The sequence below is a fragment of the Burkholderia pyrrocinia genome (assembly GCF_018417535.1).
Classification (GTDB): domain Bacteria; phylum Pseudomonadota; class Gammaproteobacteria; order Burkholderiales; family Burkholderiaceae; genus Burkholderia; species Burkholderia pyrrocinia_E.
In genome coordinates this window covers 3,258,470-3,275,927 of the sequence record NZ_CP070978.1, presented here as the reverse complement: position 1 = coordinate 3,275,927, position 17,458 = coordinate 3,258,470, and the positions used below count along the sequence as shown (strand labels likewise).

Sequence of the window (17,458 nt, the reverse complement as noted above, 5' to 3'; positions counted from 1 at the left end):
GTAGCGTCTTGTGTTGAATTGAAAATCGATGGGACCGGCCGCATGCCGTGCGGCCGGGCGGCGCATCCGTCGACGCCGGTCAGAACAGTCCGTGCAGCGCCCAGTACAGGGCGGCCGACAGCGCGATCGACGCGGGCAGCGTCAGCACCCATGCGAGCACGAGGTTGCGCACCGTGTCCCGGCGCAGGCCCGCGCCGCTCGCCGTCATCGTGCCGGCCACGCCCGACGCGAGCACGTGCGTCGTCGACCCCGGCAGCCCGTACGCGTCGGCCATCCCGATCGTCAGCATCGCGACGGCTTCTGCCGACGCGCCCTGCCCGTACGTGAGATGCGACTTGCCGATCTTCTCGCCGACCGTCACGACGATCCGCTTCCAGCCGACCATCGTGCCGAGGCCGATCACGATCGGCAGCATGAACGGCAGGACCAAACTTCCCCTGACCGGACTGAGGCCGGCGCTCGGGTGAATCGCGATATAGAAGATGCCGCAGGCAATGATCAGAAAAAACAGCGCGAAGCCGAGGGTGCGGGTGCGCTGGCCGGCCGCGCCGCTGGTTTCCGTTGCCGCGAGATTCGGCATGAAGAGGCTCCGGAGAGGTGACTCGGTGTCGCAGGCTATCGGGCGGCCATGACGCAAATGTGACGCGTCAATTACAGGACATTGACAAGTCATCGTCCGGTATCCCGACGGCCGCCTTGCGGGCTGCCGGCACCGTGCACGAATTCACGGATGGCGGGAATAAAACCGTCGTCGCGCCGGTATGGCACACGAAGGCGCCGGCTTATTCCAGGACGATCCGGCCGTCCGTTTTCGTCATACGATTGCGAGGCTCCCATGTCTTCATCGAACCCCACCCGCCCGTCGCGCCGCAAGGCCCTGCAGTGCATGGCCTTCGGCGGCCTCGGCACGCTGTTTACGCTGTCGGGCGGCATCCTGACGCCGTTCGACCTCGCGCTCGCGCAGACCGGCGACGCGCGCCCGGCCGATGCGGGCCGGCCGCTGTTCGTACAGATCAGCGACACGCACATCGGCTTCAACAAGGACGCGAATCCCGACGTGTCGGCCACGCTGCGGCAGACGATCGACTTCGTCAACGGGATGCCCTCGATGCCCGCGCTGGCCATCCATACCGGCGACATCACGCACCTGTCCAAACCCGAGGAATTCGACCACGCGTCGCAGTTGCTGTCCGCGCTGCGCGTGCCGGAACTGCATACGGTGCCCGGCGAGCACGACGTCACCGACGGTTCGGGCGCCGAATATTTCGGCCGGTTCGGCAAGGCGTCGGACAACCGCGGCTATTACAGCTTCGATCACGCGGGCGTGCATTTCATCGGCCTCGTCAACGTGATGCATTTCAAGCCGAACGGGCTCGGCAGCTTCGGCGACGACCAGCTCGCGTGGCTCGCGCAGGATCTGAAGAGCCGCTCGTCGAGCACGCCGATCGTCGTGTTCTCGCACATGCCGATGTGGACCATCTACGAACCGTGGGGCTGGGGAACCGGCGACGCGCCGCAGACGATGGCGCTGCTGCGCCGCTTCGGCTCGGTCACCGTGCTGAACGGGCACATCCACCAGATCGTGTCGAAGGTCGAGGGCAACATCACCTTCCACACCGCACGCTCCACCGCGTTCCCGCAGCCGACGGCCGGCAACGGCCCGGGCCCGGTGCCGCTCACGGTACCGCGCGACCAGTTGCCGAGGATGCTCGGCGTGACGACCGTCGAGTTCGCCGGCCACCCGGCCGCATCGGCGCTGCACGACGCGACGCTGGCCTGACAGTCGCAAGGAGACCGACATGACCCGCTTCAAGCAACCCAAAATCATCGCCGCACTGCTCCTGTGCGCGGCCGCTGCCGGCACGCCGCTCGCCGCGTTCGCGCAGGGCCCGGACGGCCCGCTGGTCACGATCCACAACTTCATGTTTTCGCCGATGTCGACCACGATCAAGGCCGGCACGACGATCACGTGGAAGAACCTCGACGGGGAACCGCACACCGTCGTCAACGATGCCGGCACCTTTCATTCGAAGGCGCTCGACCAGGACGAGACGTACTCGTTCCGCTTCGACAAGCCGGGCGTCTACAAGGTGTTCTGCGGGATCCATCCGTACATGAAGGAGACGATCACCGTCGAATGACGCGGCCCGCCACGAAACGCGCGGACGAACGGCGGGCGGCGGGCGCCTACAATGACCACCGTCCCATTCGCCCGCGTGGCAGACGGAGCCGCCCATGCCCAGGATCGACCTCGGCGCCGTACCCGAACGCCGCGGCAGCGGCTATCCGCGGCCGTTCGACGCGCCGTGCGCGCAGCGCACCCGCCAGCGCCTCGGCGACGCCGGCGGGCTGCGCGATTTCGGCGTCAACCTGATGCGCGTGCCGCCGGGCGGCTGGTCGAGCCAGCGCCACTGGCATTCCGACGAAGACGAATTCGTCTATGTGCTCGAAGGCGAACTCGTGATGATCGAGGACGGCGGCGAGACCGTGCTGCGCGCGGGCGACTGCGCGGCATTTCCGAAAAACTCCGGCAACGGCCATCACCTGGCCAACCGGTCGGACGCGGTCGCCGTCTATCTCGAGGTCGGCTCGCGCTCGCCGGACGACGTGATCACCTGCCCCGACATCGACATGATGAGCCCGAGCAGCGACGGCCGGTTCCTGCACAAGGACGGCACGCCGTACCCGGACGCTTGACGCCGGCCGCACGACAAGCGATCCCCCGCCGCCGATCGCCTACACTGAATCGAACTGTTCGGATCCGACCCACCGTCACACGCAGCGAGGCAAGCCATGACCGCGAGCCAGCCGGCACGAATGGACCTCCCCGGGCAAGTCGTGCTCGTGCTCCAGGGCGGCGGCGCACTGGGTGCGTACCAGCTCGGCGTCTTCCAGGCGATGGACGAAGCCGGTATCCGGCCCGACTGGGTGGTCGGCACGTCGATCGGCGCGATCAACGCGGCGCTGATCGCCGGGAATCCGCCGGAACAGCGCTACGAGAAGCTGTCGGCGTTCTGGCATCGCGTGACCGAACGGACCCGTTTCGACGTCTCGCCGCTGCTGCCCGGCTGGGACAAGACGCTGGCCGAGCTGATGATCATCGGCGGCGGCATTACGGGATTCTTTCAGCCCAATCCGGCGTCGTGGCTCGGCCCGATGATCCGCCTCGGCGTCGATCGCGCGTCGTACTACCGGATCACGCCGCTGCGCGACACGCTCGCGTCGCTGATCGATCACGACCTGCTGAACGCGGGCCACCCGCGCCTGACCGTCAGTGCGGTCAATGCGTGCACGGGCACGATGCGCTATTTCGATTCGCGCGACACGCACCTGGGAATCGACCACATCATGAGTTCCGGCGCGCTGCCGCCCGCGTTCCCGGCGATACGGATCGACGGCGAGCCGTACTGGGACGGCGGCGTGTATTCGAATACGCCGGTCGAGGTCGTGCTCGACGACAACCCGCGCCGCAGCTCGATCATCTTCTCGGTGCAGATGTGGAATCCGGCCGGCCCCGAGCCGGAGAGCATCTGGCAGGTGTCGGAACGGCAGAAGGACATCCAGTACGCGAGCCGCACCGACAGCCACATAGCGCGCCAGCAGCAGATTCACCGCCTGCGCCACGTGATCCGCGAACTGGCCCGGCACGTGCCGGAAGCCGACCGCGCATCGCCGGCCGTGCGCCGGCTCGCCGCGTGGGGGTGCGAGACCACGATGCACCTGATCAAGCTCGCGGCGCCGCGACTCGACGGCGACAATCAGTTCAAGGACATCGATTTCACGCCGGCCGGCATCGCGGCCCGCCGGCAGGCCGGCTACGACGCCGCGAAGCGGGCCATCGCCGCACGCCCGTGGGACAGGCCGACGGACCCGACGGAAGGCTTGACGGTGTTCGACCCGGACGCACCGGCGGCCGCTGAAAAGCCGGTTTGACGCGCGGCGTCGCAGCCCTGCTCCGCTCGCCCCGGTGCGATCATGCACGATCGACCTGAAGGTGCGCGCGGCCAGCCCGCGCTCAACTCGCCCGTCGCCGGGCCGCCAGGCGCATGGCGCCGGACCACGTAGCCGTGCGCGCAGGCTTCCTCCCAGATCGGCAGGCGCGGGCACGACGTTCGCCATTCGTCGATCACGTCGTCGCAAGGCCGCACGCCGGGCCCGATCCATTCGAGCAGGTCGAGGATCAGCGGCTCGATCGATAATCGGGAAATGAATCTATCTTGCCGATTCCTGCATTTTTTCGATCGATCCACGGCCGTCGTCGCGGATGGCGCGCGCACGCTCACTGCCCCGCCGCGTGCACGACCGGCGCGGTTCCGGCGACAACCGGACACGACTGCGGCAACGCCTGGCCGAACAGCACGGCCAGCCCGCAAGCGGACGTGAACATGCCGGGATTGTCGTGCCCGACGCCCGGCACTTCGACGACCTGCTGCGCGAGATCATCCGGATGCCGCTTCTTCAGGTAAGCGAAATATGCCAGCCCGCGCGCAAGCCGGTACGGCCCTTGCGCCATCGCCGCGCACGAGCGGTCGATCAAATGCGTGTAAGGGTTCGTGTCGGCCTGGCCGAGCAGGTACACGACGTAGCGCGCGGACACGCACCGCCCGCGAGCGCCTGGCTGTCCGGCCGTTCGTCTTCGAAATACAGGTAGCTCGACGGGTTCGCGATCACGTAGCGCACGGCGATGCCGGCCTGCACCAGCGCGTCGCCTTCGCGCCCGGTCACCGCGTAACGCTGCAGCAATTGCGCACCGGCGGAATGACCGATCACGACCACGGTCGACAGCACGGGGTACAGGCTGCAGCCGGCGAAATGCGCGAGCAACGCATCGAGCGCGGCAAACGAACTGACCGGCCCCGGCTGGCGCGCCGGTTCGCCGCCCTCACATCTGAAAAGCAAAAACCTCTCGCTTCGGAAGGCGAGAGGTTTTTCGACAATTCAAGGCCCGGCAAGCAGCACCATCCGTGCCTGGCCAAGCGCTTGTCAGAACCGATGACGCAGACCGATCGTCGCTGCGACCTGGTTCTTCGTGCTCGACACGCCGCCGTTGGTTGCGTCGTAGACCCACGAGCGCGCGCCGGTGCCCGACGCATGTTGATAGACCGCCTGCGCATAAACGTCAGTGCGCTTCGACAGTGCGTAATCGGCCTGCGCGCCAACCTGGTTGTAGTGCTGGCGCGCCGTAGCACCGAACAGCGACTCGCCGACCTGCGTGTAGGTGTAAGCGACCCCCAGGCCGAGTGCCGGCGTCAGATTGTACTTCGCGTTCACCTCGTAGTTGTTTTCGTGAACTGTCAGCGGAATCTGCGCGTTGTCGAGACGGGCCTGGGTCCACACGAAGCCAACCTGAGCCGGTCCGAACAGATAGCTCACGCCCGCACCGTAAGTACGCTGACGGAAGTTTCCGACGTTCGTCACGACACCACCGCTCAGGCCGTCGACAATCGAATCCGCGAACGTTCCGATGTTCGATGTGCCTGACGCACCAACCGATGTATTGAGCGGATTGTTTTGCTGCACATAGGCCGCAGCGATTCGCAGCCCCTGCATCTGGTACGCCGCACCGAGACTGTACTCGCGATTGTTCGCGAATCCGCCGGCCTGGTTCGAGAAGCCGTAGGTACCACCGAACGTCAGGCCGTAGTAGTTTGCGCTGGCGAACTTGATCGAGTTGTTGACCGAAGCGCCATAGTTCGAATTCAGGTTGTCGAAGTTAGCGAAATGCGCGAACGGAGTTCCGCCCCAGCTCCCCGTCGCAGACAACGGAGCGAGGTAGTCTTGCTCCGCATCGTATTGCCGGCCAAGCGTGACAGTGCCGTAATTGCTGGACAGGCCAACGAATGCCTGGCGATTGAACAAGCCGCCGTTGTTTGCCAAGCCGCCGGTATTCAGGCCAAAGCCACTTTCGAGCGTAAAGATCGCTTTCAGGCCACCACCCAGATCTTCCGTGCCACGGAGCCCGAAGCGACTCTGATCGATGCCCCCGCTCGTCTGTTGCCAGGCGGCGTGGCCGCCCATGTTGCTCGTGTACGTAATGCCGGCATCGAGCGCGCCGTACAGGGTGACGGAGCTCTGTGCATGCGCGGCCATTGCGAACGCCGACGATACGGCCACGAGCACGATCTTCTTGTTCATTCTAAACATTCCTTTTTCTAGTCTAAATTGCCGCCCCGATCAACGGTGGCGCTTGAAACCTACGTAGATATCCTGTGAGGCAGGAGTCCTGCAAGCCATAGCCGAGCTCCGACATGAATAGTCAGAGGTAAGTCGAACGGTCACACATTCAATCGGCTTCGCGCACGGACATCACGCGATCGGATCGCATAGACAAAACAGGTCCGACGATTAGCAATACAGAGCCAATTCAAGCCGACCTAGTCGGGCATACCACTTGTCGCTGCTTCGCATGACGAACGGCGCTGCCCCCGAATATGTGGGTGCCATATTAAGGTGGCATCAACCTTACATGGATCAACAATTGTGATTTTCACGAACACTTGGCATGCTGTCCGGAAACGGCGATTTCTCTGCCGATTGCGCAAACCGGTAAAACCGTTCCATGCATTCGATATAGCGACACATCGGAACACGGCTCACCGCCTCGTCGAACCACAAGAGGATTTTCTCCAGGATGGGCGACTGTTCAGCGGTAACCTCCCAGGTTCCAGCTTTCTCTGCCGTCGAGATGCTTTGATCCAGCACCGCTTCGGCATCACGAAACAATGCCATCTCATCATCCGAGGCCACGCGCTCGATCAAGAAATACGTCATATAGAGCGCGCGCGTCAGCACCTTCATGATCCGTGGCGCACCCCATCCGGTTCTGATCGCGGCCAGAGCGAGATGATTCTCCAGAGAAAGACTACGTACGATATGAGTCGACAACGGCAACAACATCTCCCGCGTCCGATCGATCGAATTGTGGTTTTTCGTTTTCATGTTGCACTTGCCTCCCGTAATCCACCTGCCGCGCGGCCACGCCAGCTTGCCCCCCCGTTTCCATCCGCTGTCGGCCACTCCGAAATGCATCCGATACGGCCGGCACCGTACCGTCATTTATCAATGAAGAACGAGCTGCGTTTCAAATATGATGCGAAGCACAAGGTAGAGAAAAATCCCAGAAACCAATATCAGTGCGAGGATTCCAGCCACCTTCCTGCGCATACCGACTCGACGGGTTTCGAATCGTGGGACAGATTCACCGGCCCGACGCTGTGCGGCCAGGTTCTTCATATCCCCAATCCCTCGGCCTGGATTTGGTTGTTTCATTTTTTCTCCGTCGATCAACTTCGCGTACCGAAGTACGCTGGCCAGTTCGGCTGGCGATAACGACTTCGGTCATGTCCACCTGCTCTTTTGAACACAAACGTATTGAGCCAGATACCAACCAGATCCTTCAGCCGCATGGCGAAATCCTGGCGAGCCGTTTCGCGTCAAGCTTGGACGATGGCCCGCAATTGCATGAGTAAGCTTCACGACCGGGAGCAGCAAGCATGTGGTCCCGCCCTTCGCCACCCGGATCCCTCGAACCTCACCCACGACCACTCTCCACAGTCGTCGCGACTCGGCGCTGTACCGGCGCGTTAGCACGTCGAACGGCATTCCGGACTTCGCTCGGGTCAGTCCTCCCACTGTGGGCGGGACATCCTTCACGACGACCACACGGGACTTACTATTCCCGGCCAAAAGACGCCACGCTGGTCTTGTAGTGCTTCTTAACCTCCACTCCATATTGGGCCCCGGGCGGGTTCAGACGATCTCAAGTGCTGCAGTATCTCGCTGCCTGAAAAACCGCCACGTGAACTTCGGGCAATTTCAGTAGATGACTTTTTCGGCGGCCTGTTCGAGTAACCTGTGAGCGATTGGATCGTTCTTGATCGCCATTCGGTTCTCCCGGGCTTGTCAGGCGGGTACGCCGAATGCCGCGCCAATATCCGCCACCGTAATCGGCGCATCATTCACTGTTGTAACGATGGCCGCCCGCCGCGAAGTTGACATCGCGGCTTTCACATCGATCGTGCCGAAATACAACGCGGATATCGCGATGAAAGTTGTCCTATTGGGTAAATTCGTGATCATGTTTCTGTACATATTTTGGTGAATGCTTGCTGATTCGAGTCGCGACATCAAACGGCGTGTGTCACGTTGCAAGTGGATTCACGCACCAGATATCACCGTACCCCGCGAGTACGCGACTTTTTCCTGCATGTTGTCAACACCGTGACGATCGCGCATGCGAAATCCATGGCAGATCATCGAGGTCCAGCAGCAAACCGGGACCATAGCTATCATGGCTCGTTGCCACAGGTTCAGCAGCGTCTTACAGGGCGACGCCATTCGCGCTTCCGTACGACTCTCGACGAGGGGATATGTCAATTCTTCGACTTGATCGCCTTAACGTCCGGTACGGATGCCGCGCCTGCCGTCGACTTCGACAATATTGACACAACGACTGCAAAAGCCACGATCACAAATAGCACGCACAAACCGAGGCGGTTTTTGGTTCTATGTTCCATCTTCATATCGCCACGAAGGTCTTCGCAGTCTTGACTCTCTTCGGCTTTCCGATCTCGGCGCATAGAACAATGCCGATATCGCCGCCGACGCCCCGTTCTCTCAGGTTCCCGCACCCGCAACGCGTATTTTCTTCGCTCGATCCGGCACCGAAAAGCGATCAGCGTGCAATCGCACATCCGGGATACAGTCGACACATTTTAGAACGGCGCAAACCTTGCAAGTATCAACAATCGTCATGTGAGAGACGCGATGTGTCGGGCATGCTACGTCCTACCGGACACCTTGCCAACAAACGACTTTAACCGTTCGAATACCATCCGTCTCGATCGCCGGGACATTCGGAGAGCGAACCGAAGCCGGACTATCTTTGTCCTGCTCAAGGGGCGCGTGCCGTGCACAGGTTCGGCACCGATCTACTTCAAAGTGAAAGTCAGTGTGCCGTAGCCAAGCTGATCGAAGCCCCCGCTATTGGGCCCATAGTCTCCGCCACCGCCTTCGGTGCCGGCTGCGTCTGCAAATGCCTTGACATCGGGCGCGCTCAATCCCTTGACCACCACGTAATGGTTGTAGAGTAACGCCCATATTGGCCGCATGTCGCCCCGACCTGTGTCAGATATCGTAGCCTGCGTGACATCACTGTTGCTGTACGGCGTGTACGGCACATCGCGTCCACGGTTGTAACGCGCAGCATATTCGGCGCCGAGCAACACGCGGTTGTGATCGTAGCCAAACAAGTCATCACCCTGATTCCAGGCCATCTGGCAGAACGTCCCGAGCAGAGCTATATCAAGCATGGTGTGACCCTGGTCGCGGCCGCTCTCCTGCACCTGGGCAATTCCACCGTCATAGACTCTCCAGATCGCGTGCTCGATAGACCCATTTCCCGCGCCATGCCGGAAATAATCGACTGCCTCGTTGTAGATGTCCCGCCGATCCGCAAGTACGCCGATCGCAAGCATAGACGTCATGTTCGCAAGGTCCCAGTTCGCCCAATAATGATCGACTTTCGCTCCGTTGTGACGAATCAGGAAATCATGATTCATCGGGTAGAAGACCGTCAGCATCATCGATCGGAAGCGCTCGAAATCGGCCGGGTTCCAACGCGAGAACCCGCGCAGGATCTCGGCAGCGTTTGCCAGCTGATAGCCATAGATCCCGGCAGCCAGAAATTTGTCCGAGCTGCCGTCAATCGAGGTTAGCGTCGACGACCACGCATTCAGGATCGCGACAGCCTTGTCCGCATACGCGTCGTCACCTGAGATCTTCCAGCGCAATGCCAGCACATATGCTGCGGCGGCATCGTTGTAGAGCGCCGGATAATTTTGCGCGTGACGGTGATCCGAGCCTCTATACACAGTCGCCTGTAGATTGGGCTTCCAGTTCACCGACGCATGACGGTTGGCGACGAGCTTGCGCCAACCGTCGGCCCATGGTTGATCTCCTTGCTCGACTTTGGAGCGCATGCGGTCAAAATCTCGCTGCGTATGAAGCATGCCTGGATGTACGAATGATCTGGCCTCGTCTGCACTCACCGTGGGACAAATGCCGATCAGAAGCATTGACGTGGATACTACACAACCGACCCGCCTGGCGCGGGACCAATAACGATCCGTGCTCGATGAGCTCAACATGACTCCAGAAATGGTGAACGTATATGGCCGACAAGCGCCTGCAGCGCGATCGCAACCTCCGCGATAACCTGTTCCCAATCACCTGGTGAACGTTGCCTGAACAGCCGCGCCGTCGGGTACCACGGTGAATCGTCGCGATTCGATAACCAGCGCCAGCACCGGTCGAATCGCGACAAGATCCATACCGGCTTTCCAAGCGCACCGGCGAGATGAGCGACCGACGTGTCGACCGTGACGACCGGATCCAGATTTTCGATGATTGCAGCCGTATCCGCGAAATCGACCACGTCACTCATGAAATCCACTGGACGCCGCGTTGCCGGAAACGCGGCAATCTGCTGCCTTGCGGCTTCTCCCTTCTGCAGGCTGACGAAAATCGCGCCCGCACCTCTAGTAACGGGAGATACATGCTCGCATGAAACGACCGCCTCCGATCGATGGAATTCGCGTTGGCCTGCTCCGGGCGCGAATCGCCCGCCCAAACGAGTCCGACCCTGAGACCATGTGTCGGCAACCGCATCGTCCACTCTGACGTTAGCCCCTCCGCCGGTCGAATGTAGCGCACGCCGCCTGGAATCGTCTCGAGCGTCGTCCCAAACCGTAGCGGCAAGCTCATCATCACACAGGCAAAGTCATGTACCGATAGCGAACCGAGTTCGTCGGTCGTATAACACGAATCCACACCCTCGATTGACTCGATCACCCTACGCAACGCTGTCGGGCAGATTACACTCAGGCGCCGTACGCCAAGCGCCTTCAGCAGAGGCAGGTAGCGACAAAAATGCAAAGAGTCCCCGAGCCCTTGTTCATGTACTACGACGAGCGATCTTCCTTCCAGCGGCTCGCCACGCCATTCCCGACAAGGCAACGCCGGACGCTCATGGCACGATGCATCCTCGCCCCAATAACACGATGCGTCATAACGCGCCTCATAGAGCGGCCAGCCTTCCTCGTAACACCCCATCGCAAGCAAGACCAGAGTCAAATTGAATGCCGTCGGACGCCGTTCCGGGGCGAGCATAAGTACTCGACGAAAGCACTGCTCGGCCTCCGCGAGACGTCCGCTGTCCTGCAGCACGCGTCCCAGGTTGTTGATTGCCTCGACGGAATCCGGTGACTGTTCGAGTACTGTTCGATAACAGGCCTCTGCATCGGAGTAGCGTTGTGTTCCATAAAGCAGGTTGCCGAGATTGCCGTGAGCATCGAGACAACTCGGGTCGAACGAGATCGCGCGCCGAAAACACGCTTCCGCTTCAAGTTCCCGTCCGAGCTGATGAAGCAATACGCCAAGATTCCGATGGGCACGGGCAAGCAACGGGGCGCACTCTATCGCCTTGCGATAGTATGTCTCTGCCTCCTGACAGCGGCCGTCCTGATGCAGCACCGCGCCAAGATTCGCCAGCACATCCGCATCATGCGGTACCGACTTCAACGCGTAGCGAAAGTGACATTCGGCATCCAATCGTCGTCCGGTCGATTGAAGAACAAGGCCCAGCTTGTTATGCGCGATCGCATGCTCTGGATTGACCAAAATGGCTCGCCGATAGCAGACTTCCGCTTCCGCCAGATACCCTCCGGAATGCAGTAGCAGACCCATGTTGCAATGCGCATCGGTGCAACTTGGCCTCCCTGACAACGCATTCCGGTAATGTGCTTCCGCCTCGTCGGCGCATCCCGAAAGCTCCACCAGAATGCCGAGGTTATTGTGAGCTTCTGCATGACCAGGATCGATCGCAATGGCTTCTCGATAGCATTGTTCCGCCACGGCAAATGAGTTTTCCCGATGTGCGACCACGCCTGCGCTGAACTCTTCCGCCACGCGTGCTCCAGGATTATTGCCATCGCTTTCAGACATGATCTTAACTACTCGCTCGCAACGCCGGAAGACATCGAGCCGCCCACAAGCAAGCGCCGCGGCTTCCACGATACCGTGTGAGCTCCGGTGCTGCGCGGTGCGTTCGATGTGGTTGATTCACTATTGGATTCGGCATGTGGCCAACGGATGAAGTTTCGCGTCGACGATTTCGTCGCAACCCGACGGCATTCGATCAACTCGTAACCGATGAATTCGTCGCATCGGTTCGTAAGTATCGTTCCGTGCCGAGCCTCGACGAGAACATACGGACCGTTGACTGTTACAGCCTGACCGTATGTTTTCATATTCCTGTCGCACCTCAGAAATTCACCACCTGCGACATCATTTCTCGCTCGAATCCGCTGACCGATGGAACGAGTTGATAACCGGAACCGCGAACAGATATCAACTGGTACCCGCACTCGCCGGTCAATCTAAGTTTCGAGCGCAAACGCGACATATGAACACACACGGTTCGCCGCTGCGGCTCCATTCTCGATATACCTTCCCACATCGCCATCCAGAGATCCGTATACGTCACCAACCGGGAAATGCGCGCGAACAGCAACATCGCCGCGCGATACTCCATGCGTGTTAGCGAGATCCGCTCCCCATTCAGACAAACTTGATCGGCGCCCGTGTAAAACGTATAGACACCGTGCGATCGCCTAGTCGCTCGTGGGTACGTGTGGTAGACGCGACGCAGAAGAGCGCGGATGCGCGCGACAAACAGGCGTGAAGGGGTTGGCCATGCGAGATATACATCCGCACCGGCGGTCAGCATGGCGACCGTGCGATCCTCATCGTCCGGCCCGAGGACCACCACCGGCACTGTGCACGTTGCCGGATCGACGCGAAGTTCGGCAACCAGCACATCGAGAGGCTCCGCTTGCACGGGGTCTCCCACTACCACAAAGTCGACACTCGCTGACCTGATATATGCCTGCAGCAAGAGGTCAGTATCGAACCGGATACACTCGTAGCCCGCGCCAGAAAGAGCATCGCGAGCTTCGCTGAATCGTCCGGAATCTCTGTCCAAAATCGCGCACGTCGCTTCAGATCGCTCGCAGAGCGAAAATGTAAACACCCCCTTCCCCTAAAATTTAGCGATGGTTTGGTCGCACAGTTCGTAAGTCAGTCCAGCCACCTCGTTGCGTGTTCTTTAGTTTGTTTCGCCCATTCGCCTGGACGTCACTTTCGTCGCGATTCGTTCTACTCGTTCTAAGGTTTGAGCCTGAATTCCTCCGGGTCACGCCCATTCATCCACCGCGGTCGTTTGCCCCGGCCCGACCACGTCGCACCGGTTTGGGGATCCCAATATCGCGGCTCGACCCGACGCGACGACGCACGCGAAGTGCGTGACTCAATTTCCCGGACGGTAATTTCGTATTCCTGCATCAACCGTACGATCTGATCGACAACCTCCCTACGCCGTACCGCGCGTTGTGCGGCGATCTCGGCATCTAGCTGGGCTCGCCTCGTCAACAGGGCCTGCAGGGGATCAATCGACATGTCTTCTCCTTTTATTCGACATGGCGTTCCGTCAAAACCGCACGCCGGCGTGGCATCCGGCTGCCGTCGCTCCATTCGTGGCAACACCGCCGCAACCGAACATTCCGCATCCGGCCAAGGCGAAGAGCACAATCGATACGCTCACGGGATAACGCATGCTTCGTTACTCTGTCTTGTTCACGTCCGTTTCCCGGAACTTTTCGGGTGACGTTCGTCGTTGCGCGACCGCCGGCCAGGCGGCCCCGGCCTTTTCGCAAAGGTCCGGATGACAATGCGGGACATCGCTTTCTTTCGAGCCGGACGGCTCGCGGTCCATCACACGGTCTGACTGCCGCATGCGCGGCAGCCAGACCGGCGTCAGGCTCGGCGAATCAGATTGATGAGAAACAGCAAGATGACCGCGCCGACGATCGCGACCACGATCGTCGAAAAAATGCCGGACCCGATGCTCATACCCAACACCGATACGAGCCAGCCGCCGACGATCGCGCCGGCGATCCCGACGAGGATGTCGACGATGAGACCGAACCCGTTACCTTTCACGATCAAGCCAGCGAGCCAGCCCGCTACACCGCCGACAACCAGCCACACGAGAATTTGATGAAGCATGTTGTTTTCCTATAACGGAATTTTTTATGAATCGATTACTCGACCTAATTAGTTACCCTTAATGTTATTTGCATGATGATGGAAATGATGTCGGTGATGCTTGTTGTGAAACGTCGCTGCCTGCGCAGCGCCGACACCGAATACCGAGACCATCAGTGCGACCATCGTCATCGTCAGCCGTGCTTTCATTCGATTTCTCCTGGGTTTGGTTTTTGGCGAGTGGCCGGTCGCCGTCCGGTTTCTTTGTGCGTCGATCAGGATTCCGCTCTGCGTTTGGTCAAGTGCGGAACCAGCTCGTTGCTCGCCGCGCGCAGTTGGTGAATTTGTCTCGACGTCTTGTTCAGATGCGCTTTCGCTCCGGCCCGTTGCATCTCGAGCTGGGCAACTTCCTTGCGCAAATGCTGCTGACGGGTAGTCACGAGTTGCGTTTGCGCAGCATGGGACTCGAGATCGTTTCGTAGTCGCTCGGCCAGCGCCTCCGATGCCTCGATCGCAGCCGCGAACTGCCGGTTCTGCGCTTCCAGGTACGCACGCCTCAATTCCGCGTCCGCCAGTCGCACCGCCTGTTCCTCGAAACTCCGAAATGCCGCTTCAGCCGATTCGAAATCGTCCGCGTGCAACGCTCGCCACAGGCGCCCATCTTGAGAAAGCGTGATGTAGTACGAGAGCGCTGTATGGTGAAACAGCAGATTCGCAGAGTAGGAAAACGCCTGCAGAGTCCTGAATGAAATCAACGCTTGTTGCGCGCTCAATGCCTCGATCGTCGCGATCTCTACGGCCTGCACCATTCGGCTTGCGCCTTGCGGCGTAGCTGCATTCGCGGGACGCAATGGAGACACGGCCTGCGCGACAGGCGTGGCATCACTTAACGGCGCCGGTTCGTGCATCGCGTCGCTCGTTTCGACCGTAACAAGCATGGCCTCATCCGGTGAAAGGTCCTCGGTCAAGACCGGTTGTGTACTCGGATGCAGCTTCACGATCAATCTCCTTAATTCTCGACGTCGATTCAGAAATGACAAACCCATGCTCCATTTCATTCGTGCGAGATAAACTCGACGCGCCGGTTGGCGAACCGCCCGATGCTCGTAAGATTGTTCGCCAGCGGCCGGTCAGCCCCATAGCCTTTCGAAGTCAGCAACGCAGCAGGTACGCCGGCTCCGACGAGATGGGCACGGACCGCGTCGGCGCGCTTCTGGGAAAGTTGAAGAAGCGCCTGGGCATCACCCGCGTTGTCCGTGAAAGCGGCGATCTCGAACTTGATCGGATGACCTACGTTCGCGCACGTCTTGAGCAGTAGTGCCGCGTCATCGAGATTCTCCTTAGCCGATGCTGGCACGTGGCCGCTTGATCGCGCGAAATCGATCACCTGGAGATTAAGCACGCGTGCGACCTCACTCGGCGTGCATGGATGACCGCCATCGACGGTCTTGGCCAATTCGCGGCGGAATACCTGCGTCGCTTGCCCGACACTCGTTGCCGCATCGAATGCCGAAACCTGCCATTGCGAACCGAACGCTTGCTGCAATCGCGCAATCCATCCACGCTGCCCCTCCGCGGCTGGCCCTGCCAGCTCGATCGCTCTTGAACGTAACGCCAGCTCCGCGTCATGAACCGTCACGAGCGACAGCAACGCATCGACGTGCTCAAGCCAGTCTGCACGCGCACCGGGTGTGATCGTCACATCGGCGTCGAAGTGGCCCGCGACGAACTTGTCGTTGAGGAGATTTATCAATTTCTGGCGCTGCTCATCGTTTGCCACCGTCGCGAAAATATGCGGAACGCCAGCGCCATCAACACGCATGGCCATCGCTGAATCGGCTACGGCGTCGTGTTCGACTGCGTTCTGGTCCGTCAGCATGACGGGCGCAGATGCGGTGCCCGGCGGCGGCGCCGCAGACGCGGACGAAGACGAAGACGAAGACGAAGACGAAGACGTTTTGTCGGGCGCCGCAGGCTTCTGTTCCATGGAGTCCACGACCGCGGATGACGCACTTTGCGCCGGCGTTGACGCTTGCTGAGTGCCAGCAGTCGACGACAGCGTCAAATTCTGGAAGCCTTGATGTGTTTGCGCGTACGCAAACGCTGCCGCTGCACCGACCGCAAGCAGCAGAAGCAACCAGGTCATGCCACGCCCGGATCGGCGACGACGTTGTTGCGGCTTGCGTTCGAAAGCCGCTTCAGGCTGCGGCGTCGCGGTGTGCGTTTCTTCACCTGCGGTCTCGACCGGCGGCGTTTTCGGAGCCAATTTTGGCGAAAAAACCGGCGTAGCCGCAGTTTGTTTGGACGACACGACGGCCTGCTGGGGCAACGATGCAGGACTCGTGGCGGGTGAGCGCGGTGCAGTGGTCGTAGCCGCGTTGACCGTCGCGCTGACAGGGGCGTTGACCGGCCTGTATGCCGGCGTAGCGCCGGCTTCTTTCGAATCGGGCGCCACCGTCGGCAACTCGATCGAATCGATAAACTCCCGTGCGCTGGCGAAGCCGATGCATTGGGCCATCTCGTCGGTCATAAACGGGGCGACTGACGGGATTTGAAGACGCAACAGCTGTGCGAGATCATTTACGGCACCCTGATCGAGCAGCAACTGATATTTGATCAGGCCGCACGCGACCGCCGAGGCTAGTGCAGCGAGCACGTGGGTCGCCTGCGGCGGTACGCCGGTTTGCATCGAAATTGGATCGCTGAGCACGGCAATTCGCCGCTGTGTCGCACGCTCGCTCAACGCGGTACCACTCGCTTCCAGTTCCTTGAGGCCTGCGGTGCCGGCCACCAACGAGCCGAGTTGCTCGGCGATACGCGGGTTGGCGGTCGTCGACATGATGGCACCGAATGCCGACGCCAATCCCTGCGGCGTTCTGCTGTGCTCGATCAGCGATGCCGTGAGCGCAGCGGTACTCCGTTCAATGACGTTATGCACAACGTCCGGCGCCAGCCCGATTTGCGCCGACACCTGCTCGCGCGCCAGGTGCGCGAACGTCGTGGTCACCGCCTGAACGAGATCGATAGTTTTCAAAGCTCACTCCATGAAATTCTGTTTCGGTTCCGATCGCTGCCGGATGCGGCTACACATCGCGAGCCCAGCCTCAAGTTCCGCTTCATTCGAGAATCGCCAGTCGCCGAATTCCGATCGCACGCGAACGCAACCCGCGTAGATCTGCACGATTGCGTCCTCGCCCCAGGCCTCATACAAGGTACGTAGCAGCGCGCGCTGGTTGCGGTTCAGGTAATGCGGCCATTCGACTCGCCTCAGATCGCACTGCGACACAGGCGGGAAGCGAAACAGGTTCGAGATGTCCATATCCGTGCCGTTGCAATCGCGTGCCTTTCTCGTCAG

19 protein-coding genes and 1 pseudogene are annotated in these 17,458 nt (G+C 60.6%); 6 read left to right on the top strand and 14 right to left on the bottom strand.

Annotated elements, in window-relative coordinates; translation table 11 throughout:
* Positions 1–79: 79 nt before the first annotated feature.
* Complete coding sequence (locus JYG32_RS39510; protein ID WP_283842735.1) at positions 80–580, bottom strand: inorganic phosphate transporter; 501 nt, start codon at positions 578–580, stop codon at positions 80–82.
* Between the two features lie 255 nt (positions 581–835).
* On the opposite strand from JYG32_RS39510, the gene JYG32_RS32880 reads away from it, so the two are divergent.
* The 4 genes from JYG32_RS32880 (at position 836) to JYG32_RS32865 (ending at position 3,933) form a co-directional block, all read left to right on the top strand.
* Positions 836–1,780, top strand: a complete 945-nt coding sequence (locus JYG32_RS32880) for a metallophosphoesterase family protein (protein ID WP_213266407.1) — start codon at positions 836–838, stop codon at positions 1,778–1,780.
* A gap of 19 nt (positions 1,781–1,799) precedes the next feature.
* The gene (locus tag JYG32_RS32875; protein ID WP_174380620.1) at positions 1,800–2,141 is read left to right on the top strand and encodes a cupredoxin domain-containing protein; all 342 of its coding nucleotides are present in this window, start codon (positions 1,800–1,802) and stop codon (positions 2,139–2,141) included.
* Between the two features lie 94 nt (positions 2,142–2,235).
* Positions 2,236–2,697, top strand: coding sequence for a cupin domain-containing protein (locus tag JYG32_RS32870; RefSeq protein ID WP_174380621.1), 462 nt, complete (start codon positions 2,236–2,238; stop codon positions 2,695–2,697).
* A 96-nt stretch (positions 2,698–2,793) separates the two neighbouring features.
* Positions 2,794–3,933, top strand: a complete 1,140-nt coding sequence (locus JYG32_RS32865; protein ID WP_213266406.1) for a patatin-like phospholipase family protein — start codon at positions 2,794–2,796, stop codon at positions 3,931–3,933.
* 346 nt (positions 3,934–4,279) lie between these two features.
* Here JYG32_RS32865 and JYG32_RS32860 read toward each other — a convergent pair.
* The 3 genes and pseudogenes from JYG32_RS32860 to JYG32_RS32850 form a co-directional block, all read right to left on the bottom strand.
* Positions 4,280–4,884 (bottom strand): annotated as a pseudogene (locus JYG32_RS32860) (alpha/beta hydrolase); the annotation flags it as partial.
* A gap of 99 nt (positions 4,885–4,983) precedes the next feature.
* Complete coding sequence (locus JYG32_RS32855) at positions 4,984–6,135, bottom strand: porin (protein ID WP_213266405.1); 1,152 nt, start codon at positions 6,133–6,135, stop codon at positions 4,984–4,986.
* Positions 6,136–6,471: 336 nt separating this feature from the next.
* Complete coding sequence (locus tag JYG32_RS32850) at positions 6,472–6,939, bottom strand: hypothetical protein (protein ID WP_213266404.1); 468 nt, start codon at positions 6,937–6,939, stop codon at positions 6,472–6,474.
* 123 nt (positions 6,940–7,062) lie between these two features.
* Between JYG32_RS32850 and JYG32_RS32845 the strand changes: the two genes are divergently transcribed.
* Together JYG32_RS32845 and JYG32_RS32840 are read left to right on the top strand one after the other, a co-directional pair.
* On the top strand, positions 7,063–7,329 hold the full coding sequence (locus JYG32_RS32845) for a hypothetical protein (protein WP_213266403.1): 267 nt from the start codon (positions 7,063–7,065) through the stop codon (positions 7,327–7,329).
* Positions 7,330–7,873: 544 nt separating this feature from the next.
* Complete coding sequence (locus JYG32_RS32840) at positions 7,874–8,101, top strand: hypothetical protein (protein ID WP_213266402.1); 228 nt, start codon at positions 7,874–7,876, stop codon at positions 8,099–8,101.
* Between the two features lie 829 nt (positions 8,102–8,930).
* Here the strand turns inward: JYG32_RS32840 and JYG32_RS32835 are convergent.
* The 10 genes from JYG32_RS32835 to JYG32_RS32790 all read right to left on the bottom strand — a co-directional run bounded on the left by JYG32_RS32835 (position 8,931) and on the right by JYG32_RS32790 (position 17,422).
* On the bottom strand, positions 8,931–9,980 hold the full coding sequence (locus JYG32_RS32835) for an alginate lyase family protein (RefSeq protein ID WP_249744807.1): 1,050 nt from the start codon (positions 9,978–9,980) through the stop codon (positions 8,931–8,933).
* A gap of 161 nt (positions 9,981–10,141) precedes the next feature.
* Positions 10,142–10,444: a glycosyltransferase family 9 protein gene (locus tag JYG32_RS32830; RefSeq protein ID WP_213266400.1), complete on the bottom strand. Its 303-nt coding sequence runs from the start codon at positions 10,442–10,444 to the stop codon at positions 10,142–10,144.
* Entirely contained in the window at positions 10,441–12,003 is a 1,563-nt protein-coding gene (locus tag JYG32_RS32825; RefSeq protein WP_213266399.1) for a tetratricopeptide repeat protein, read from the bottom strand. Before JYG32_RS32825 ends, JYG32_RS32830 begins: the two co-directional genes overlap by 4 nt.
* 319 nt (positions 12,004–12,322) lie before the next feature.
* Complete coding sequence (locus tag JYG32_RS32820; protein ID WP_213266398.1) at positions 12,323–12,898, bottom strand: response regulator transcription factor; 576 nt, start codon at positions 12,896–12,898, stop codon at positions 12,323–12,325.
* 326 nt (positions 12,899–13,224) lie between these two features.
* Positions 13,225–13,401 carry an H-NS family nucleoid-associated regulatory protein gene (locus JYG32_RS39765; RefSeq protein ID WP_433960877.1) on the bottom strand — a complete coding sequence of 59 codons (177 nt, stop codon included), beginning with the start codon at positions 13,399–13,401 and terminating at the stop codon, positions 13,225–13,227.
* A 471-nt stretch (positions 13,402–13,872) separates the two neighbouring features.
* Positions 13,873–14,124 (bottom strand): GlsB/YeaQ/YmgE family stress response membrane protein, encoded by a 252-nt coding sequence (locus JYG32_RS32810; protein ID WP_213266396.1) that lies wholly within the window; start codon positions 14,122–14,124, stop codon positions 13,873–13,875.
* A gap of 48 nt (positions 14,125–14,172) precedes the next feature.
* Positions 14,173–14,313, bottom strand: coding sequence for a hypothetical protein (locus JYG32_RS32805; protein ID WP_213266395.1), 141 nt, complete (start codon positions 14,311–14,313; stop codon positions 14,173–14,175).
* Between the two features lie 65 nt (positions 14,314–14,378).
* Positions 14,379–15,101, bottom strand: a complete 723-nt coding sequence (locus tag JYG32_RS32800) for a DUF2968 domain-containing protein (protein ID WP_213266394.1) — start codon at positions 15,099–15,101, stop codon at positions 14,379–14,381.
* 56 nt (positions 15,102–15,157) lie between these two features.
* A complete protein-coding gene (locus tag JYG32_RS32795; RefSeq protein WP_213266393.1) occupies positions 15,158–17,137 on the bottom strand; it encodes an OmpA family protein in 1,980 nt (659 codons plus the stop codon).
* Between the two features lie 3 nt (positions 17,138–17,140).
* Positions 17,141–17,422, bottom strand: a complete 282-nt coding sequence (locus tag JYG32_RS32790) for a hypothetical protein (protein WP_213266392.1) — start codon at positions 17,420–17,422, stop codon at positions 17,141–17,143.
* Between the last annotated feature and the right edge of the window lie 36 nt (positions 17,423–17,458).